The sequence below is a fragment of the Citrobacter sp. NCU1 genome, from assembly GCF_010231475.1.
Taxonomy (GTDB): domain Bacteria; phylum Pseudomonadota; class Gammaproteobacteria; order Enterobacterales; family Enterobacteriaceae; genus Citrobacter_D.
This window is the reverse complement of record NZ_NRDO01000060.1, coordinates 1-20,316: the sequence shown is the minus strand read 5'-3', so window position 1 is coordinate 20,316 and position 20,316 is coordinate 1. Positions and strand designations below refer to the sequence as shown.

Below are 20,316 nucleotides of genomic sequence, written 5' to 3'. Positions count from 1 at the left end.
TATTACGCTTTCCTCTTTCAGAGTCAACCCTGATTTTCAGGATTTTTCTCTTCAACCGGACCGGCTGTTTGTGTGAAGTGATTCACATCCGCCGTGTCGATGGAGGCGCATTATAGGGAGTTCTCTGACGCCCGCAACCCTTAAATGACAGAAAAATGACTGACTGCTGCATTCCACAGCAAAACCCCGCCTTATACCCATTTACACACAGAGTTATCCACAAACCCCCCGATCATTTCTGCGATCTTCTTTCTGTATGTACGATCTTCAGCGAGCAAAACTGGGGTCAACATTGAAAGAGGAAAAATTCTCGAGCGTTGCGCAAACGTTTTCGTTACAATGCCACCGCCAAATAAGGATGCCCCGTAAGGGGCGTTAGCTGAGTTTTTCACGAAAAATTCAGCTAACGCTCTCTGTCATTGTCAAATCCAGGGGATTTACCATGCAACAACGTCGTCCAGTCCGCCGCGCTCTGCTCAGTGTTTCTGACAAAGCCGGTATCATCGAATTCGCCCAGGCACTTTCCGCACGCGGTGTGGAGCTACTGTCCACAGGCGGTACCGCCCGTCTGTTAGCAGAGAAAGGTCTTCCAGTGACCGAAGTATCCGATTACACCGGTTTCCCGGAGATGATGGATGGACGTGTGAAGACCCTGCATCCAAAGGTCCACGGCGGTATTCTCGGTCGTCGTGGCCAGGACGACGGGATTATGGAACAGCACGGTATTGCCCCCATTGATATGGTGGTCGTTAACCTTTATCCGTTCGCTCAGACCGTTGCCCGTGAAGGTTGCTCGCTGGAAGATGCGGTAGAGAATATTGATATCGGTGGCCCGACGATGGTGCGTTCCGCAGCCAAGAACCATAAAGATGTCGCCATCGTAGTCAAGAGCAGCGACTATGCCGCCATTATTGAAGAGATGGATGCCAACGAAGGTTCTCTTACCCTCGACACCCGTTTCGACCTCGCCATCAAAGCGTTTGAGCACACCGCTGCCTATGACAGCATGATCGCCAACTACTTCGGCAGCATGGTTCCGGCCTACCACGGTGAAAGCAAAGAAGCCGCTGGTCGCTTCCCGCGCACCCTGAACCTCAACTTCATTAAGAAACAGGATATGCGTTATGGTGAGAACAGCCACCAACAGGCGGCCTTCTATATAGAAGAGAATGTCAACGAAGCCTCCGTCGCCACCGCAACACAGGTCCAGGGGAAAGCCCTCTCTTATAACAACATCGCTGATACCGATGCGGCGCTGGAATGTGTGAAAGAGTTCGCCGAGCCAGCTTGCGTTATCGTGAAGCACGCCAACCCATGCGGCGTCGCCATCAGCAACTCTATCCTCGACGCTTACGATCGCGCATATAAAACCGATCCAACCTCCGCATTTGGCGGCATCATCGCCTTTAACCGCGAGCTGGATGCTGAAACCGCGCAGGCCATTATCTCGCGTCAGTTTGTCGAGGTCATCATCGCCCCTTCAGCCACTGAAGACGCACTGAAGATTACGGCAACCAAACAGAACGTGCGCGTGCTGACCTGCGGTCAGTGGGCCGAGCGCGTGCCGGGTCTGGACTTCAAACGTGTGAACGGCGGTCTGCTGGTTCAGGATCGTGACTTGGGCATGGTGGGTGTGGAAGAACTGCGCGTGGTCACCCAACGCCAGCCGACTGAGCAGGAATTGCGTGATGCGCTGTTCTGCTGGAAAGTCGCAAAATTCGTGAAATCCAACGCTATCGTGTATGCCAAAGGCAATATGACTATTGGCATTGGCGCAGGCCAGATGAGCCGCGTTTACTCAGCGAAGATCGCAGGCATCAAAGCAGCCGATGAAGGTCTGGAAGTAAAAGGGTCATCTATGGCTTCTGATGCCTTCTTCCCGTTCCGCGACGGTATTGACGCCGCAGCTGCCGCTGGCGTGACCTGTGTCATTCAGCCTGGCGGCTCTATTCGTGATGATGAAGTGATTGCTGCCGCCGACGAGCACGGTATTGCGATGCTCTTCACTGACATGCGCCACTTCCGCCATTAATTCACGGAGCAGACGATGAAAGTATTAGTGATTGGTAACGGCGGGCGCGAGCATGCGCTGGCCTGGAAAGCGGCGCAGTCGCCGCTAGTTGAAACTGTCTTTGTGGCACCGGGCAACGCAGGCACGGCGCTGGAGCCAGCCCTGCAAAACGTCGCTATCGGCGTAACCGATATCCCGGCGCTGCTGAGCTTTGCCCAGAATGAGAAGATTGACCTGACCATCGTCGGCCCGGAAGCGCCGCTGGTGATTGGCGTGGTTGATGCGTTTCGCGCTGCGGGCCTGAAAATCTTCGGCCCAACCGAAGGCGCTGCCCAGTTGGAAGGGTCAAAAGCGTTCACCAAGGATTTCCTGGCACGCCATCAGATCCCAACGGCGGAATACCAGAACTTTACCGAGGTTGAACCCGCGCTGGCTTATCTGCGTGAGAAAGGCGCGCCTATTGTCATCAAAGCTGACGGTCTGGCGGCAGGTAAAGGCGTTATCGTCGCGATGACGCTGAGCGAGGCCGAAGCGGCCGTTCACGATATGCTGGCAGGTAACGCCTTTGGTGACGCGGGTCATCGCATCGTTATCGAAGAGTTCCTCGACGGTGAAGAAGCGAGCTTTATTGTGATGGTTGACGGCGAACATGTGTTGCCGATGGCCACCAGCCAGGATCACAAACGCGTGGGCGATAAAGATACCGGCCCAAACACGGGGGGGATGGGTGCCTATTCTCCGGCGCCGGTGGTGACGGATGAAGTGCATCAGCGCACCATGGAACGCATTATCTGGCCAACCGTGAAAGGCATGGCGGCGGAAGGCAACACCTACACCGGTTTCCTGTATGCCGGTCTGATGATCGATAAACAGGGCAATCCGAAAGTTATTGAGTTCAACTGCCGCTTTGGCGACCCAGAAACTCAGCCCATCATGCTGCGCATGAAGTCCGATCTGGTTGAGCTATGCCTGGCTGCCTGTGAAGGCAAGCTGGACGAGAAAACCTCCGAGTGGGACGAGCGCGCCTCTCTGGGCGTCGTCATGGCTGCGGGCGGTTATCCGGGCGACTACCGCACAGATGACGTGATCCACGGCTTGCCGCTGGAAGAATTCGCGGACGGTAAGGTGTTCCACGCAGGGACTAAACTCGCCGATGACGATCAGGTACTGACCAGCGGTGGACGTGTGCTGTGCGCCACTGCGCTGGGCCATACCGTCGCCGAAGCCCAGCAACGCGCTTACGCGCTGATGAATCATATCCACTGGGATGGCAGCTTCAGCCGTAAAGATATCGGCTGGCGCGCTATCGAGCGTGAGCAGAACTAACGCGACAGTTTTGCCAGTAGCGTTTTGCGTGTAATCCCTAATTGACGGGCGGCTTCAGTTTTGTTGCCGCCCGTTTTCTCCAGCGCCGCCAGAATCACCTCTTTCTCAACATCCACCAGCGGTTGTATCTCGTGGGCATCGTCAACATTCACTACTGTCGCCGCAATGGCGAGCGGCAATTCCCGCTCAGAGATATATTCCCCCGTCAGCAGAACCACCGCACGCTCAATGGCGTTTTCCAGTTCACGGATATTCCCAGGCCACGCATAGTGAATCAACAGATCCATCGCCTGCGGGGTAAATCCCTTCACAGTTTTACGGTTTCGCTCAGCAAATCGCCGACGAAAATGTTCGGCCAGTAGCGGAATATCTTCCCGACGCTGACACAAAGGCGGCATCTCAATCGTTACCACATTCAGACGATAGTAGAGATCCTGACGAAAACGCCCGGCACGGACGTCTTCCGCCAAATCACGGTGAGTCGCCGCAATCAGCCGGACATCTACAGAAATCGTCTGATTACTCCCGACCCGCTGAACCTCACGCTCCTGAATCACCCGCAGCAGGCGAACCTGCATCATCGGCGAGATATCACCGATTTCGTCGAGAAATAGCGTGCCGCCGTCGGCTTCCACAAAACGCCCCTCGCGCCGTTTGTCTGCTCCGGTGAAGGCGCCTTTTTCATGCCCAAACAACTCAGACTCCAGCAGCGACTCATTCAGCGCCGCGCAGTTAAGCGTTATCAATGGTTTTTCACAGCGTGCGCTGCTGGCATGGAGCGCCCTGGCCACCAACTCCTTACCGGTTCCCGAGTCGCCATGAATCAACACAGTGGCGTCGGAGGGTGCCACCATGGCTATTTCATTGAGCAAACGCTGCATCGCCGGGCTTTCGCCGATCATGCCAAACTGAGCGGCAGAGGCGGAAGGTGATTCAACGGTAATGTTTCGCGTATGTGCCAGCGCTTTCTCGATCGTGTCCTGTAAGCTGTCGAAATCCAGCGGTTTAATTAAGTAATCCAGCGCGCCTGCTTTAAGCGCCTCTACCGCAGTTTCTACGCTGGAGTACGCCGTCATAATCAGAATAGGAATCGCCGGATTCAGCGCTTTGATCTCTTTGAGCGTTTCGATGCCGTCCATTTCCGCCATACGCACATCACATAACACCAGATCAAAGACATGCTCGCGTACCCGCTCTACGGCCTCGCGCCCGCCGTAAGACAGCGCCACGTCATAGCCCCATCCACGAAGCAACGCCTGTAAAATCGTGCAATGGCTGATGTCGTCATCCACGACCAAAATATCGATTTTTACGCGTGTCATCCTTGTCTGTCCTGTTCTCTCGCTTTCATCGGTAGATATAGAGTAAAGACGGCGCCTTTACCAGGCATGCTTGTCGCCTGAATGGTTCCGCCATGCTGCTCAACGATGTTCTGTACCACCGCTAATCCAAGCCCGGTACCGTCAGCTTTGGTCGTAAAGTAAGGGGTAAATATCGCATCCAGATCTGCTGCCGCAATGCCTTTCCCACTGTCGCTGACCACAATTTTAACGCGATCGCCAGCGCACTCGCCAACCTCGACCGTAATGACGCCCTTTTGACCGATAGCATGAATCGCATTCAGATACAGGTTCAGTAATACCTGCGTTAGTCTGTCCGGGTCGGCCTGAACGACAGGCAGCGACTCATTGGCGGTAAACTGCAGCTGAATTGCCCTGCTCCGCGCATCCTGGCTGACGAGCTGTAACGAGTGAGTGATAATGTCATTGAGATTCACCAACTGCAGTGTCAGGTGCGTTGGCCTCACCAGCTCCAGTAACTCGCTCACCACCCGATTTAACCGATCGGCCTCTTTTGCCATCACCCGCGCCAGCTCATGGGATTCGCCCCCCGCGGGTGAGCGTTCGGCAAAATACTTCGCCAGCCCTTTGATGGAAGAGAGCGGGTTGCGAATTTCATGCGCCACCCCCGCCGCCAGATGTCCAAGCGCTACCAGCTTCTCTTTGCGTTTCATCTCGTCCTGCAACAACTGACGAGACCGCAAATAGCGACGATATAAGAAGTAAGAGAGCATTGTTGCCAGCAATACACCGGCCAGCGCAGAAAGAACAATCACCGTATTGCGCCACTCTCTTGCCTGAGTCGCGACCAGATCGCTGGCGTCAAACGCAATAAAAATGGTCTGCGGCGCGGATGCCGCTTGTCCGCCCTTTTCCTCACAACGTGGCATATTGCGCATGCCATGCCCTTTTGACGCCCGCACTGGCTGGAACTGACGATAAATTTCCAGCGCTGGTGTGGGTTCTTCGCCATTTTGCTGGATGGAGATTGGCCGCCAGCTTTCCTCATCACCGGGATTTAACTGGCGCATTTCGTCCGCAGAGTAGAGTGATTTCCCGACGCGACCGGGATCACTGTGGGTCACGATATTGCCCTTCACATCGGTGATAGCAAACCACAGCACGCCCGGTTGTCCGGCCATTTCCTCCAGCAGGGTTTGCTGCTGAGCATGGTGCATACGCATACCCATCCCCACCCGAGAACCAGATTCCAGCGCACGAATCAGCACGCTGCCTTTTTCCAGCAGCGTTTGTCGCGCAGCATCGCTCTCACGGCCATAATCCCGCAGGGTCACGACAGAAAAAAGCCCAACCAGAACGAGAATGGCAGCAGGAAGCACGCCGCTCAGCCATTTCGCCACCGTATCCCTATGTTGCCGCATATCACGCATACAATCTCTCTATTGCCAGATCCTCTCCTTGCTCCAGCAGAAATCATGCCACTTTTCACTCCCTGTAACCCTGTCTTGCGACACAAACTGCTGATGCCACTGAGTAAAAATGACCCACTGCGAAAACCCGGCGAGTCATTTTTACTCGCTTTAACCGCTCAACGGCTCACATTTCTCCCACAAACCGGGGATGTAACACCTGGCATGGAAGATGCAAAAAGGGAAAGTAGATAATCAACGAGAGGACAAAATATGAAACGGAAGAACACGTCTGGCCTGGCACTGATTGCACTCTCCCTGATGGTTCTGGGTTCCAGCCCAGCGCTGGCGCGCAATCATTGGGGAAATGGCGACACAGGGATGAGGCAACAAAATGTCAGCGCACTCACCACCGAACAGCAAGCCACCGCCCAGAAAATCGATGATGATTTCGACTCGCAGACCCGTTCATTGCGCCAGCAATTAATGTCCAAACAGTATGAATACAATGCGTTATTAACCGCCAGTTCGCCGGATAGCGCGAAAATTAGCGCCGTGGCGAAAGAGATGGCCGCTTTGCGTCAGTCGTTGGATGAGCAGCGAGTGAAACGAGATATTGCGATGGCCCAGGCTGGCATACCGCGGGGTACCGGAATGGGTTGCGGTGGCGGTGGATACCATCATGGTGGTGGCCATATGGGGATGGGCCACTGGTAAACCCCGATGAATCAGAAACTTTTCTCTTGCGGCTGCCAGTGACAGAAGTCTTCGTTCGCCACCAGTAGCAACTGAGAACCTTCAGGCGCCTCCAGCCATGCCACGCTCACCTCAGCCGACGAGCGACTCTGGCGGCGCTCAATATGGTTGATTGCCCACGTTTCAAAATCGGGCTTCAGCGTTTCGCCCTCGCAGGTGGTGATGCTCTGATTGGCATGCCAGCGTCCCTGGCGTAAAACGACCCGCCCCTGACGCAACGCGTCGCTGGTCTGGCGGATTTGATCAGCGCGATAGCGGTATAACGCGATTTGATCGCTGGAAAGCTGCTGTTTTTGCCCTCCCACCTCACGCTGCATAAAGCTCAGTTCACCACGATCGTCGAAACGGGCGCGAATATGCTCTGCCGGTTTGCCGTAAACGTTGAATTCAATCAGAGAGAGTGTATCGCCTTGCCAGCGATATTCAGCGGTGGTCGTATCGCCGCCACGCCACGGACTAAAGACAGAAAGCAGATGAACATCACTGCCGGAATCTTTACGCCAGATACGCACTGCCCCCTGATCGTCCGCGTAACCGCTGGCCGTAAAGGGGGGAAGCGCAGAGTTATGACTGCACGCTGTCAGCACTAGCGCGCCTGCCAGGGTCAGCGTACGACGCCAGACAGACAAAAGGGGCGAGCCCGCCCCTTCGCTAAAACTGTTCACTGCCACGCGAATTACTTAACTGCGTCTTTCAGTGCTTTGCCAGAAACAAATGCCGGCACGTTAGCAGCGGCGATTTTGATTTCTTTACCGGTCTGCGGGTTGCGGCCAGTGCGCTCAGCGCGGTGGTTCACTTTGAAGGTACCGAAACCAACCAGTTGTACAGCATCGCCTTCTTTCAGAGACTCAGTAATAGCAGCCAGAGTGGATTCCAGAGCAGCTTTAGCCTGGGTTTTGGACAGTTCTGCTTTGTCTGCAATTACATCAATCAGTTGAGTCTTGTTCATAAGTTATCCTTACAATGTGTTTATCGCTTGCTAAGCATCGAGTGCGACGAAAATGCCAGAAAAGCACTCTCCTGCATACACGCACCGATAGCCACTTTTTTTCGCCCCCCAAATGTAGACCAGACGGGGGGCGGAAGGGAAGCCTTCAGGCACGACAAATCAGGCGTTAAATCACGTTTTCTGGTCTCATTGCTGAAAATTTATACCGATATTGCTCTCGCCGGACTCGCGCAGGTCTGCGCGTAACCCTTTAATCAGCTCAATATCGCGTTCTTCGCAATCAGCCAAAAGTCGGAATATTTCCCACTGAATATCCCATTCTTGCTCAACCGCAGGGTTCTCTTTCAGCTCTTCATCGGTCATTTCACGACCCGCTTGTGTCATTTCCAGCATGGCAACGGTGGTAATAGACGTCTTACTGACTTCGATAGCGTGTTCCAGCGTTTCTCCACTCAGACGTGAGTGCACCAGTTCACTTAATGCCACACAGGCATCAATCGCCGGATAAACGCCATACAGGTCATAATCGTCGGCGGCCGGGATCGCTTCTTCAAATTTCTCCAGTTGGCTGTCGAAATTCACTTTCGCATCTTTGACGGTCAGCGTTTCCCAGATGAGGTCGAGAATTCGACGATAAACCTGTCCATCGCCGAATTCAGTCTGCTGACAGAACATGGCGTAGTTGGGATACATGCGTTCGCACAAACAGGCCATAAAAGTGACATGTTGCCAGCTTTCCAGCTTCTCAAGGCGCAGGTGAATCGGGTTTTGTAACATGATGAGATCTCGAAAACGATAATTAGCGGAAGTGTACCTGAATCAGGGCTGAATTTCTTGCCAACGCGTAAACGCCGGGCGGTCAGACGCTACCGCGTCAGCCCAGCGCGTAGGCTCAGGTAAGCGATACCCCTTCATACAGCGTTGTACCCATGCAAGGGCGCTGTCCAGCCCAACCCGATGCCCCGTCGCAACAAACAGCGGATTGCAGCGCGCTTTGCTCCGCCAGACCCATGCCAGTTGCTCGCCTTTATCCATTAAAGGCGCCAGTGCGCCAGGTTCGGCAGAAAGAGGTTCAAATTTGCCGCACAGCCGTTTTTTCGCCACACCAATGGTCGGCACATCCACCAGCAGCCCAAAATGGCTGGCGACACCGAGGCGACGCGGATGAGAAATACCGTGACCATCAACAAACACTAAATCAGGCTTATGCGAGAGTTGCTCCCACGCGGCCAACAGCGCGGGATATTCACGAAAGGAGAGAAAACCAGGAATATACGGCATGGTGGTGGCGATGCGCGCCACCTTAAATTCCACCAGCTCAAGCGAAGGATACTTCAGCAGTACCATTGCGGCTCGCGTCACTTCACCGCCCTGCTCAAACCCAACGTCCGCGCCTGCGATCAGATCCGGAGGATCGTTATCCAGACGATCTTCACGGATCACATTTGAGGCCAGTTCATGCTGTTGAGCGCGTAACGACGCGAGATCCATGCCCGTCCCTTACTGGTGATACTGGGCTGAAATCCGGTGTACCGCCTCCACAAAGGCGCCCGCATGTTCTGGCGGCACATCCTGGTGAATGCCGTGCCCAAGGTTGAAGACATGGCCTTCACCCTGGCCGAATCCCGCCAGAATCGTTGCGACTTCTTCTTCAATCCGCGCCGCTGGCGCATACAGCATGGAAGGATCCATATTTCCCTGCAACGCCACTTTATGTCCCACGCGACGACGCGCATCGGCAATGTCTGTGGTCCAGTCGAGTCCCAGCGCGTCACAGCCCGTTTCCGCCATCGCTTCCAGCCACTGACCGCCGCCTTTGGTAAACAGCGTGACTGGCACACGACGCCCTTCATTCTCACGCAGGAGACCATCGACAATTTTATGCATGTAATAAAGCGAGAACTGTTGATAATCGCGCCCGGTCAGCACGCCGCCCCAGGTATCGAAAATCATCACCGACTGCGCGCCCGCTTTGATCTGCGCATTGAGATACAACGTGACGCTTTTCGCCAGTTTATCGAGCAGTAAATGGAGTGCTTGCGGGTCTGCATACATCATCTTTTTAATGACAGTAAAGGCTTTGCTGCTACCGCCTTCCACCATATACGTCGCCAGCGTCCATGGACTGCCGGAAAAACCAATCAACGGGACGTCGCCTTTCAGTTCGCGACGAATAGTACGGACTGCATTCATCACGTAGCCCAGTTCATCTTCAGGATCAGGAATGGGCAGTTTGTCGACGTCGGCTTTGCAGGTCACTGGCGCGGTAAACCGTGGGCCTTCTCCGGCTTCAAAGTACAGCCCCAGGCCCATCGCATCCGGAATGGTCAGGATGTCCGAAAAGAGGATCGCCGCATCAAGCGGGTAACGGCGCAGCGGCTGGAGCGTGACTTCACACGCCAGTTCCGCATTTTTGCACAGTGACATAAAATCGCCCGCTTGTGCACGGGTGGCTTTATACTCCGGGAGATAACGGCCTGCCTGGCGCATCATCCATACAGGGGTGACATCAACGGGCTGGCGCAGCAGCGCACGCAGGTAACGATCGTTTTTCAGTTCGGTCATTTTTACATTCCTTTAGCGTTATGCGCCCAGTGTATCATGTCACTCGTACTCTGCCCGACACATTGCTACCGTATCTTCGATCAACCGACGAGCGACTGTTCCCGGCGGCGGCAGTAACGGAAGATCGTCATAACGATACCAACCCGCCTCCAGTAACTCTTTCGGATCGATGACGATCTCCCCGCTGTCATACTCCGCCATAAATGCGGTCATGAGCGACATCGGGAATGGCCACGGTTGAGACGTGACATAGCGCAGATTCTTCACTTTAATACGGCTCTCTTCCATGACTTCACGCGCCACCGCTTGTTCCAGGGTTTCCCCCACTTCGACAAATCCGGCCAGCACCGTATGCACGCCATTGCGATGGCGGGTATGTTGCGCGAGTAAAAGGGTGTCTTCCCGGCGAATAGCCACAATAATGCAGGGCGCTATCTGAGGGTAATAGCGTTCGCGGCAATGGCTGCACAACATGGCCCATTCGGTTTTGCTCGGGTACATTGTGTGACCGCAGTAACCACAGAATTTATGTGAACGGTAAAACTCCGCCAGTTGCACACCCCGCCCGGCCAGCTGAAACAGGCCGACATCCTGATCGATAACCTGCCGTACGGAACCCATATCATGGCGGCGATGTTGCTGTACCAACCAGACGGGTTCGCCTTCCCACTCCCCAATCCGCAGTGCGCGCTGCCCAACAAGATCGAAATTTGCCGCGTCGCCATGTGGTAGTTCTCCGCGAGGTAGCCATATTTTTTGCTCATGACTGACAATCCACCAGCCGCTGTCTAATTTTTCAATTATACGATCCATATCTCTTGCGCTACCTTTGCTTCACAGGCATGTTGTTTACATTATTTTTACATTTTTGAGTGAGCAGTTTTTCGAATCTAAACTTGCGGAGTCAATCATGTTAAACCAGCTGGATAACCTGACAGAGCACGTCAGAGGAAGTAATAAACTGGTTGATCGCTGGCTACATGTACGTAAGCATCTGCTCGTGGCTTACTACAATTTGGTTGGCATTAAGCCTGGCAAAGAATCGTACATGCGCTTAAACGAAAAAGCGCTGGATGATTTTTGTCAAAGCCTGGTCGATTACCTTTCCGCCGGGCACTTCAGTATTTATGAACGTATTCTCCATAAATTGGAAGGTAACGGGCAGCTTTTAAACGCAACGAAGATCTGGCCGTTGCTGGAAGCCAATACGCAATGCATTATGGATTATTACGATTCCAGCCTGGAAATGGCCATCGATCATGATAACTATCTTGAATTCCAAAAGGTTTTATCAGATATCGGCGAAGCGCTGGAATCCCGATTTATCCTTGAAGACAAGCTGATCATGCTGGTCTTTGACGCGATGCACAACAATGCCAGGGCTAAACGTCCTGCTTGAGTTCGACGCTATTAACGCGTAACTTACCGTCGTCGCCCCCTTTAGAGGGGGCTATTTCTTGTCGGAGTGCCCAGTGTGAAAGCACGGGCTGAGACCGTTAATTCGGGATCCGCGGAACCTGATCAGGTTAAAACCTGCGAAGGGAACAAGAGTCAATCTGCTATTGCATCGCCATTGCGGCGATCGTCTCTCTTGCTTCATCCGTCGTCTGACAAGCCACGTCCTGACTTTTTTGGAATGAGCTATGTCTACTACAAAATTAACCCGTCGCCAGCAACGCGAACACGCCCAACATTTCATCAATACGCTGGAAGGCACCGCCTTTCCGAATTCCAGACGGATCTATATCACCGGCTCGCAGTCGGATATCCGCATCCCAATGCGCGAAATCCAGCTGAGCCCGACGTTGACCGGCGGTACAAAAGACCATCCGCAGTATGAAGAAAACGAAGCCATTCCGGTGTACGACACCTCGGGTCCGTACGGTGATCCTGAGATCACGATTAATGTTGAACAGGGCCTGGCAAAACTGCGTCAACCGTGGATTGACGCCCGCGCCGATAGCGAAGCACTGACCGACCGCAGCTCGGCTTATACCAAAGAGCGCCTCGCCGATGACGGTCTTGATGAACTGCGATTCAGCGGCCTGTTAACACCAAAACGTGCCAAAGCCGGGAAATGCGTCACGCAGTTACATTATGCGCGCCAGGGGATCGTCACACCGGAGATGGAGTTCATCGCCATCCGTGAAAACATGGGGCGCGAGCGTATTCGCAGCGAAGTGTTACGCCACCAGCATCCAGGCGAAGGCTTCGGCGCGCGCCTGCCGGAAAACATCACCCCGAAGTTTGTCCGTGATGAAGTGGCTGCCGGACGGGCGATAATCCCGGCCAACATCAACCACCCGGAATCTGAGCCAATGATTATTGGTCGCAACTTCCTGGTCAAAGTCAACGCCAATATCGGCAATTCTGCAGTCACGTCGTCCATCGAAGAAGAGGTCGAAAAACTGGTCTGGTCCACACGCTGGGGGGCCGATACGGTGATGGACCTGTCAACGGGGCGCTATATCCACGAAACCCGCGAGTGGATCCTGCGTAACAGCCCGGTGCCGATCGGTACGGTGCCGATCTACCAGGCGCTGGAGAAGGTCAACGGGATCGCCGAAGATCTTACCTGGGAAGCCTTCCGTGACACGTTACTGGAGCAGGCCGAGCAGGGTGTCGATTACTTCACTATTCATGCCGGCGTTCTGCTGCGCTATGTACCGATGACCGCCAGACGACTGACGGGCATCGTCTCACGCGGTGGTTCTATCATGGCAAAATGGTGCCTCTCCCACCACAAAGAGAACTTCCTCTACGAACATTTCCGCGAAATCTGTCAAATCTGCGCCGCCTACGACGTTTCGCTCTCTCTCGGCGATGGTCTGCGCCCAGGTTCGATTCAGGATGCCAACGACGAAGCACAATTTTCCGAACTGCACACCCTCGGTGAACTGACCAAAATCGCCTGGGAATATGACGTGCAGGTGATGATCGAAGGTCCGGGGCATGTCCCCATGCAGATGATCCGCCGCAACATGACTGAAGAACTGGAGCACTGCCATGAAGCCCCGTTCTACACCTTAGGACCATTGACCACCGATATCGCACCGGGTTATGACCATTTCACGTCCGGGATTGGCGCAGCGATGATTGGCTGGTTTGGCTGCGCGATGCTCTGCTATGTCACCCCGAAAGAACACCTCGGCCTGCCAAACAAAGAAGATGTGAAACAGGGGCTTATCACCTACAAAATCGCCGCTCACGCCGCCGACCTGGCGAAGGGCCACCCTGGCGCACAAATCCGCGATAACGCGATGTCGAAAGCGCGCTTTGAATTCCGGTGGGAAGACCAATTTAACCTGGCACTCGACCCGTTCACCGCACGCGCGTACCACGATGAAACGCTGCCGCAGGAATCCGGCAAAGTCGCCCACTTCTGCTCAATGTGCGGACCAAAATTCTGCTCAATGAAAATCAGCCAGGAGGTCCGCGACTACGCCGCCGCACAAACCATCGAAGTGGGCATGGCAGACATGTCGGAAAACTTCCGCGCCAAAGGCGGTGAAATCTATCTGAAGCGGGAGGAAGCCTGATGTACCAGCCTGATTTCCCCCCCGTCCCTTTCCGTCTCGGACTGTATCCGGTGGTGGACAGCGTCCTCTGGATTGAACGCCTGCTGGACGCAGGCGTGCGCACCCTACAGTTGCGAATCAAAGATAAGCGCGATGAAGAGGTCGAAGAGGACGTTGTCGCCGCGATTGCGCTGGGGCGTCGTTTTGATGCCCGCCTGTTCATCAACGATTACTGGCAGTTGGCGATAAAGCACAACGCGTACGGTGTTCATCTGGGTCAGGAAGATCTCGAAACCACCGATCTGAAGGCGATTCAGGCAGCAGGACTGCGCCTTGGCGTCTCGACCCATGATGATATGGAAATCGACGTGGCGCTGGCCGCGCGTCCTTCGTACATCGCGCTGGGGCATGTCTTCCCGACGCAAACCAAACAGATGCCCTCCGCTCCGCAAGGGTTGACGCAGCTGGCGCGCCATATTGCGCGTCTGGCTGATTACCCGACTGTCGCCATCGGCGGGATTAGCCTCGAGCGCGCGCCTGCAGTACTGGCAACGGGTGTCGGCAGTATTGCCGTCGTCAGCGCGATTACTCAGGCAACAGACTGGCGTGCGGCCACTGCGCATTTGCTGGAGATTGCAGGAGCTGGCGATGAATGATCGTGACTTTATGCGCTACAGCCGCCAGATCCTGCTTGGCGATATTGCAATTGAGGGGCAGCAAAAACTGCTCGCAAGCCACGTGCTGATAATCGGTTTAGGCGGGTTAGGCTCACCCGCCGCACTCTATCTTGCGGGCGCGGGTATCGGCACGCTGGTTCTGGCTGACGATGACGATGTGCATCTGAGTAACCTGCAACGGCAAATCCTTTTCACGACCGATGATATCGCCCGCCCGAAATCGCAGGTCACCAAGCAGCGACTGGCGCGTCTCAACCCGGATATCGAGCTGGTGGCGTTACAGCAACGTCTCACCGGTGATGCGCTTCGACACGCGGTCGCGAATGCTGATGTGGTACTGGATTGTACTGACAACATGGCCACCCGCCAGGCGATCAACGCCGCCTGCGTCGCGCTCAATACCCCACTGATTACCGCCAGCGCCGTTGGCTTTGGCGGTCAGTTGATGGTTCTGACACCCCCCTGGGAACAGGGCTGTTACCGCTGCCTGTGGCCGGACGACGAAGAGCCGGAACGCAACTGCCGTAACGCCGGCATCGTTGGGCCAGTGGTCGGTGTGATGGGCACATTGCAGGCGCTGGAAGCCATTAAACTCTTGAATGGCATGGAAACGCCCACGGACAAACTGCATCTGTTTGACGCTAAAACCAGCCAGTGGCGCAGCCTGACGTTACGACGCGCCAGCGACTGTCCGGTATGTGGAGGGCAACATGCAGATTCAATTCAATGATGAGCCGATGCAGTGCGCAGCGGGAATGTCTGTCACCGACCTGCTAAATCAGCTCGACCAACTCAAGCCAGGTGCCGCGCTGGCGCTAAATCAACAGATCCTGCCGCGCGAACAGTGGGAACAGCAAATTGTGCAGGACGGCGATCAGATCCTGCTTTTTCAGGTTATTGCCGGGGGCTGATATGTTACGTATTGCAGATAAAACGTTCGACTCACATTTGTTCACGGGGACAGGGAAATTCGCCTCTTCATCCTTAATGGCAGAGGCGATTCGTGCCTCCGGCAGCGAGCTTGTGACGCTGGCGATGAAGCGCGTTGACTTGCGTCAGCACAACGACGCTATTTTGGCGCCGTTACGGGAAGCGGGCGTCACGCTATTGCCCAATACCTCCGGCGCCAAAACGGCGGAAGAGGCCATCTTTGCCGCTCAATTAGCGCGGGAAGCGCTGGGCACCCACTGGCTGAAACTGGAAATTCACCCCGACGCCCGCTGGTTGCTGCCGGATCCGATAGAAACGCTGAAAGCCGCCGAGGCGCTGGTCAAACAGGGATTTGTGGTTCTCCCTTACTGCGGCGCCGACCCGGTGCTGTGCAAACGTCTTGAAGAGGTCGGCTGTGCCGCCGTGATGCCACTCGGTGCGCCAATTGGTTCAAATCAGGGGCTGGAAACCCGCGCCATGCTGGAGATTATTATCCAGCAGTCAACCGTCCCGGTCGTCATCGACGCGGGGATCGGTGTTCCCAGCCACGCCGCACAAGCGCTGGAAATGGGCGCCGACGCCGTACTGGTTAACACAGCGATTGCGGTGGCGGACGATCCGGTGATGATGGCGAAGGCATTCCGGTTGGCAGTGGAAGCGGGCATTCTGGCGCGTCAGGCCGTTCCGGGAAGACGTAGCGCACAGGCTCACCCCACCAGTCCGTTGACAGGATTTCTGGAGACGTCGGCATGAAAACGTTCACCGACCGCTGGCGCGAGTTAGACTGGGACGATATTCGCCTGCGCATCAACAGCAAAACGGCTGCCGACGTCGAACGGGCGTTGAATGTCACGCAACTGGGCCGCGATGACATGATGGCGCTGCTCTCCCCTGCAGCAAGTGCGTACCTGGAGCCGCTGGCGCAACGGGCACAACGCCTTACCCGCCAGCGGTTTGGGAACACGGTCAGTTTTTACGTTCCGCTCTATCTTTCCAACCTTTGCGCCAATGACTGCACCTATTGCGGCTTTTCAATGAGCAATCGCATCAAACGCAAAACGCTGGATGACAAAGAAATCGCCCGTGAATGTGAAGCTATTCGTGCACTGGGATTTGAGCACCTGCTGCTGGTAACCGGGGAACACCAGGCCAAAGTGGGCATGGACTACTTTCGCCGCCATCTGCCAGCCATCCGCCGCCAGTTCTCCTCTTTACAAATGGAAGTACAACCCCTGTCAGAGGCAGAGTATACCGAGCTCAAAACCCTTGGGCTGGATGGCGTCATGGTCTATCAGGAAACCTACCATCAGGCAATGTACGCACAGCACCATCTGAAAGGGAAAAAGCAGGACTTCTTCTGGCGACTGGAAACGCCAGACCGGTTGGGTCGTGCGGGGATCGATAAAATCGGGCTGGGTTCGCTGATCGGTCTGTCTGACAACTGGCGGGTCGATTGCTATATGGTGGCAGAGCATCTGCTCTGGATGCAAAAACAGTACTGGCAGAGCCGCTACTCAATTTCTTTCCCACGTCTGCGCCCGTGCACTGGAGGGATTGAGCCAGCGTCCATCATGGATGAGCGTCAACTGGTACAAACCATCTGCGCGTTTCGCTTGCTGGCTCCGGAGATTGAACTGTCGCTCTCTACGCGTGAATCGCCGCGGTTTCGCGATCACGTTATCCCGCTGGCGATTAACAATGTCAGCGCGTTTTCAAAGACACAACCAGGCGGTTATGCTGACGATCATCCTGAGCTGGAGCAGTTTTCTCCGCACGATGCCCGGCGTCCTGAAGACGTTGCCAATGCACTCACAGCGCAAGGATTGCAGCCAGTCTGGAAAGACTGGGATAGCTATCTGGGACGCGCCTCGCAAGCGCGGTGAATCAGATTGTAATCAGTTGAATAATTTACGAGTCCGTACGTAATGTAAAAAACGGGAGATGGCGTTCAGACTCCCGTTTTTTTATGTTGTAGATGTCAGCAACGGAAGCTGACCAGGGCGGAATGTTTCTTCCTCGTTTTCGCCCTGCCCTCAAACTGCGGTGTAGCACAAAATTCTATTTACGACATAGGCAGAGATAATCTTATTTGTTTTTAAGATAAATCATCTTTAGCTATACCCTCGCCGCTATAATTGCATACATTCTGTCCTGATGTACGGAACCTTGTTGTCGGCTTTACTCACCTTTTCAGGACTTACACCTTCACGGATGACTCACAGCTAATGGCACGTCACAACAGACAGCTTTCCTTCACAACCCCCATGCTGGTGAGTTTCGGGGGGATTTTGCTCAGCTTTATTCTGATCGCAATTTTCATCACCTTCACCCAGCGAAAAGATTTCCTGGAGGATTACCACAACATTAACCATAACTTTACGCATAACCTTGCGGTTAACTATACGGAGTCGTTACTACGCGAAAACGACTATATCCTCGCGCGTGCGGCGACCTTCTTTTCTCGTGAGGACAAGCTAAATGAAACGGTGAATATCAACCCAGAGGAAGGTCTGAGGTTGCTCATGCAGTTACAGACGCTGATGCCAACCGTCTCTTCCATTTCGCTGGCGGATACTCAGGGCAACTACCTGCGAGCCCCGGAAGTGTTAACCGATGAAAATAGCAAAGCATTCGATGCCAAAACGCGTCCGTGGTTTGTACATCAGGCAAAAGCCAGTACATTCAGCCACTATACAAATCCTCATATGGATTACTTCACCCATTACCCAACGGTGGCCATCTACAAGCCGGTCATTTCGCCTGAAGGCAAACTGAAAGGCAGTATCGCGTTTCATCTTGATCTCACGTCAATGAGTTATACCCTGCGCCAGATGGTTGCCCCTGTTCAGGGGGAGTTTTTTGTCGCTGACCGTGACGGGAAAGTTGTTCTACATCCGGATACTGGCGCGTTATTTAAACAGTATGTCAGTGAAAAAATGATGGACAGGATGACCAGTGGCGAAGGGTATGTTTTCGATTCAAAAAGTAGTGTCTGGTACTACTACTACTCGTTTACCAATCCAGACTGGTTTGTCGTTTTTCGGGTGTCTGACAACATGCTGATGGATCTCACTCGCCACGAAACCAATATTGTGTCCTGGGGATTCGCGCTGGCCGCCATGATGGTCGTGCTGTTTGGGCTTTATCTACGGCATACCTCCCGGACGGTATTGATGAACATCATCAACGCGATCAAGACAGGGGATGTCAACCGGGCGCCCCGCCTGGAAGCCATGCTTAGTAAGGCCATCGAGTTAAATAAAGAGCGTGAGATGGCTTATGTCCGCCAGGCGACAATTGACGCACTGACGGGCTGCAAAAACCGCCGTGCATTTGACAATGACATTGCCGCGCTGATGAACGATCACCAGCCTTTCACCCTGGCGCTGGTGGACATTGATAATTTTAAATCGATCAACGACACATGGGGACATCTGAGCGGCGACATTGTGCTGCGTAACGTGGCGCGTGAAGGCATCCAGGTATTGCAGCGCAATTCTATTTCGCTTTACCGTTATGGAGGTGAAGAATTTGCTGTTCTCTTTGCAGGCGGCCATGCTCATGAGGCTTTCACGTTGCTTGAACAATGGCGCACGATCGTAGAGCAGAGAACCTGGCGCGAAGAGAATCTGGTCGTCACCTTCAGCGCGGGGATGAAAGAATGGAATATGGAATCGCTGGAGCAGTTAATCATCGGTGCCGATGAAGCGCTCTATCGCGCCAAGCAACAGGGGAAAAACCGTATCCTGCCAACGCCTCATCTGTAAAGTTCCTAAAGCACCCAGGCCCGTCGCGACGGGCCTTTTTGATGCTCCCCGCCTGACCGTAACCGGTTTCAGTTTTTATGGCGTATCTTTGTGATGCTTTACACACATTCACTTTAAGACAGTTGTTCTCTCCCCTGTCAGGGACTAAAGATGAATGACCTGGGAAATTGTGAGAGCCAATTATGAAGAATATCGTTTTATGCTGTGCTGCCGGTATGTCCACCAGTATGTTGGTACAACGAATGAAAGACGCCGCTCATAAAAAAGGCGTTGAGGTCAATATCAAGGCAGTTCCTGTTGCTGAATTCAAAGAGAATATTGCTGCGGCGGATATTGTCCTGCTTGGCCCACAGGTGAAGTACGAGCAGGCAAAACTTCAGGCACTTGCCGACCCATTAGGTAAGAAAGTCGCGGTGATTGATATGATGGATTACGGCATGATGAAAGGCGATGTCGTGCTGGAGAAAGCCCTTAAGCTTATGGAGTAAGACATGGAAGAGTTAGAAACGATCATCATGGAGCTACTGGTTAATGCAGGCGCCGCACGCAGTTCAGCATTGACCGCACTGCAACTCGCTCGTAAAAGCGATTTTGCAGGTGCTGAGCAAGCGATGGAAGAGTCACGCGATTACGTCAAACTGGCGCATAAAATCCAGACGCAGCTTATCGGTATTGATGAAGGTACGGGAAAATTACCGGTGAATCTGATCACCGTTCACTCCCAGGACCATCTGATGAACGCTATGGTGATTCAGGATCTGGCGGGGGATATGATCGAACTTTATCGTCGATTGCCGCCGGTAAATTAAAAGAACGATTTCTCTGTCAGACATGGTGCCCGCTTTGCGGGCATTTTTGTTTTTAGCACCCCACTTTTAGGCTGTCCGGACAACAGCCGTAAAAAAAACCGCCGAAGCGCTGAGGGATCCCCACAAATCAGCGCTAATAAACCAGCACCATATTTCGATAGGTTCTGGCGAGGTGGTCAAGAACGGCATTCAGTGCCGTTCGCTTTAATATCAGCGGAGAGTGTCTCAGGACATTCTCCGCTAATGTCAGATACGAGATTACGCGCCTTGATTTAATACTGTTGGCCTGGTATCTCAG

At 54.1% G+C, this 20,316-nt stretch carries 21 protein-coding genes, 1 pseudogene and 1 riboswitch; of the genes and pseudogenes, 13 read left to right on the top strand and 9 right to left on the bottom strand.

Going from position 1 to position 20,316, the window contains the following annotated elements; translation table 11 throughout:
* Nucleotides 1-442 precede the first annotated feature (442 nt).
* Nucleotides 443-2,032, top strand: coding sequence for a bifunctional phosphoribosylaminoimidazolecarboxamide formyltransferase/IMP cyclohydrolase (gene purH, locus CJP72_RS18245; protein WP_162382752.1), 1,590 nt, complete (start codon nucleotides 443-445; stop codon nucleotides 2,030-2,032).
* A gap of 15 nt (nucleotides 2,033-2,047) precedes the next feature.
* Nucleotides 2,048-3,337: a phosphoribosylamine--glycine ligase gene (purD, locus tag CJP72_RS18240; protein WP_162382751.1), complete on the top strand. Its 1,290-nt coding sequence runs from the start codon at nucleotides 2,048-2,050 to the stop codon at nucleotides 3,335-3,337.
* On the opposite strand, the gene zraR is transcribed toward purD, so the two are convergent.
* Both zraR and zraS read right to left on the bottom strand, forming a co-directional pair.
* Entirely contained in the window at nucleotides 3,334-4,659 is a 1,326-nt protein-coding gene (zraR, locus tag CJP72_RS18235) for a sigma-54-dependent response regulator transcription factor ZraR (RefSeq protein ID WP_162382750.1), read from the bottom strand. The two genes, purD and zraR, sit on opposite strands and share 4 nt — an antisense overlap.
* Entirely contained in the window at nucleotides 4,656-6,068 is a 1,413-nt protein-coding gene (gene zraS, locus CJP72_RS18230) for a two-component system sensor histidine kinase ZraS (RefSeq protein ID WP_238340106.1), read from the bottom strand. Before zraS ends, zraR begins: the two co-directional genes overlap by 4 nt.
* A gap of 252 nt (nucleotides 6,069-6,320) precedes the next feature.
* Here zraS and zraP point away from each other — a divergent pair, with 252 nt between their 5' ends.
* Nucleotides 6,321-6,764, top strand: coding sequence for a zinc resistance sensor/chaperone ZraP (gene zraP / locus CJP72_RS18225; RefSeq protein ID WP_162382749.1), 444 nt, complete (start codon nucleotides 6,321-6,323; stop codon nucleotides 6,762-6,764).
* 11 nt (nucleotides 6,765-6,775) lie between these two features.
* On the opposite strand, the gene CJP72_RS18220 is transcribed toward zraP, so the two are convergent.
* The 6 genes from CJP72_RS18220 to nudC form a co-directional block, all read right to left on the bottom strand.
* A complete protein-coding gene (locus tag CJP72_RS18220; protein ID WP_162382753.1) occupies nucleotides 6,776-7,468 on the bottom strand; it encodes a DUF1481 domain-containing protein in 693 nt (230 codons plus the stop codon).
* An 11-nt stretch (nucleotides 7,469-7,479) separates the two neighbouring features.
* Nucleotides 7,480-7,752 carry a nucleoid-associated protein HU-alpha gene (gene hupA, locus CJP72_RS18215; protein ID WP_001044509.1) on the bottom strand — a complete coding sequence of 91 codons (273 nt, stop codon included), beginning with the start codon at nucleotides 7,750-7,752 and terminating at the stop codon, nucleotides 7,480-7,482.
* Nucleotides 7,753-7,938: 186 nt separating this feature from the next.
* Nucleotides 7,939-8,529 carry a YjaG family protein gene (locus CJP72_RS18210; protein WP_162382748.1) on the bottom strand — a complete coding sequence of 197 codons (591 nt, stop codon included), beginning with the start codon at nucleotides 8,527-8,529 and terminating at the stop codon, nucleotides 7,939-7,941.
* A gap of 42 nt (nucleotides 8,530-8,571) precedes the next feature.
* The gene (gene nfi / locus CJP72_RS18205; RefSeq protein ID WP_162382747.1) at nucleotides 8,572-9,243 is read right to left on the bottom strand and encodes a deoxyribonuclease V; all 672 of its coding nucleotides are present in this window, start codon (nucleotides 9,241-9,243) and stop codon (nucleotides 8,572-8,574) included.
* 9 nt (nucleotides 9,244-9,252) lie between these two features.
* Nucleotides 9,253-10,317, bottom strand: coding sequence for a uroporphyrinogen decarboxylase (gene hemE / locus CJP72_RS18200; RefSeq protein ID WP_162382746.1), 1,065 nt, complete (start codon nucleotides 10,315-10,317; stop codon nucleotides 9,253-9,255).
* 39 nt (nucleotides 10,318-10,356) lie between these two features.
* The gene (nudC, locus tag CJP72_RS18195; protein ID WP_162382745.1) at nucleotides 10,357-11,130 is read right to left on the bottom strand and encodes an NAD(+) diphosphatase; all 774 of its coding nucleotides are present in this window, start codon (nucleotides 11,128-11,130) and stop codon (nucleotides 10,357-10,359) included.
* Between the two features lie 97 nt (nucleotides 11,131-11,227).
* Here nudC and rsd point away from each other — a divergent pair, with 97 nt between their 5' ends.
* From rsd to CJP72_RS18145, 10 genes are all read left to right on the top strand, one after another.
* Entirely contained in the window at nucleotides 11,228-11,716 is a 489-nt protein-coding gene (rsd, locus tag CJP72_RS18190) for a sigma D regulator (protein ID WP_162382744.1), read from the top strand.
* A 52-nt stretch (nucleotides 11,717-11,768) separates the two neighbouring features.
* A riboswitch (TPP riboswitch) is annotated at nucleotides 11,769-11,878 on the top strand.
* 82 nt (nucleotides 11,879-11,960) lie between these two features.
* A complete protein-coding gene (gene thiC, locus CJP72_RS18185) occupies nucleotides 11,961-13,856 on the top strand; it encodes a phosphomethylpyrimidine synthase ThiC (protein ID WP_162382743.1) in 1,896 nt (631 codons plus the stop codon).
* Nucleotides 13,856-14,491 carry a thiamine phosphate synthase gene (gene thiE / locus CJP72_RS18180; protein ID WP_162382742.1) on the top strand — a complete coding sequence of 212 codons (636 nt, stop codon included), beginning with the start codon at nucleotides 13,856-13,858 and terminating at the stop codon, nucleotides 14,489-14,491. The genes thiC and thiE overlap by 1 nt, the downstream gene beginning before the upstream one ends.
* A complete protein-coding gene (gene thiF, locus CJP72_RS18175) occupies nucleotides 14,484-15,242 on the top strand; it encodes a thiazole biosynthesis adenylyltransferase ThiF (RefSeq protein ID WP_162382741.1) in 759 nt (252 codons plus the stop codon). The genes thiE and thiF overlap by 8 nt, the downstream gene beginning before the upstream one ends.
* On the top strand, nucleotides 15,223-15,423 hold the full coding sequence (gene thiS / locus CJP72_RS18170; RefSeq protein ID WP_162382740.1) for a sulfur carrier protein ThiS: 201 nt from the start codon (nucleotides 15,223-15,225) through the stop codon (nucleotides 15,421-15,423). The genes thiF and thiS overlap by 20 nt, the downstream gene beginning before the upstream one ends.
* Before the next feature lies 1 nt (nucleotide 15,424).
* The gene (gene thiG / locus CJP72_RS18165) at nucleotides 15,425-16,195 is read left to right on the top strand and encodes a thiazole synthase (RefSeq protein WP_162382739.1); all 771 of its coding nucleotides are present in this window, start codon (nucleotides 15,425-15,427) and stop codon (nucleotides 16,193-16,195) included.
* Nucleotides 16,192-17,325 (top strand): 2-iminoacetate synthase ThiH, encoded by a 1,134-nt coding sequence (gene thiH, locus CJP72_RS18160; RefSeq protein WP_162382738.1) that lies wholly within the window; start codon nucleotides 16,192-16,194, stop codon nucleotides 17,323-17,325. The genes thiG and thiH overlap by 4 nt, the downstream gene beginning before the upstream one ends.
* Before the next feature lie 342 nt (nucleotides 17,326-17,667).
* Nucleotides 17,668-19,209, top strand: a complete 1,542-nt coding sequence (locus CJP72_RS18155; protein WP_162382737.1) for a sensor domain-containing diguanylate cyclase — start codon at nucleotides 17,668-17,670, stop codon at nucleotides 19,207-19,209.
* A 182-nt stretch (nucleotides 19,210-19,391) separates the two neighbouring features.
* Entirely contained in the window at nucleotides 19,392-19,697 is a 306-nt protein-coding gene (locus tag CJP72_RS18150) for a PTS sugar transporter subunit IIB (RefSeq protein WP_162382736.1), read from the top strand.
* Nucleotides 19,698-19,700: 3 nt separating this feature from the next.
* Complete coding sequence (locus CJP72_RS18145; protein WP_162382735.1) at nucleotides 19,701-20,018, top strand: PTS lactose/cellobiose transporter subunit IIA; 318 nt, start codon at nucleotides 19,701-19,703, stop codon at nucleotides 20,016-20,018.
* Nucleotides 20,019-20,151: 133 nt separating this feature from the next.
* On the opposite strand, the pseudogene CJP72_RS18140 reads toward CJP72_RS18145, so the two are convergent.
* Nucleotides 20,152-20,316, bottom strand: a pseudogene (locus tag CJP72_RS18140) (IS4 family transposase); the annotation flags it as partial.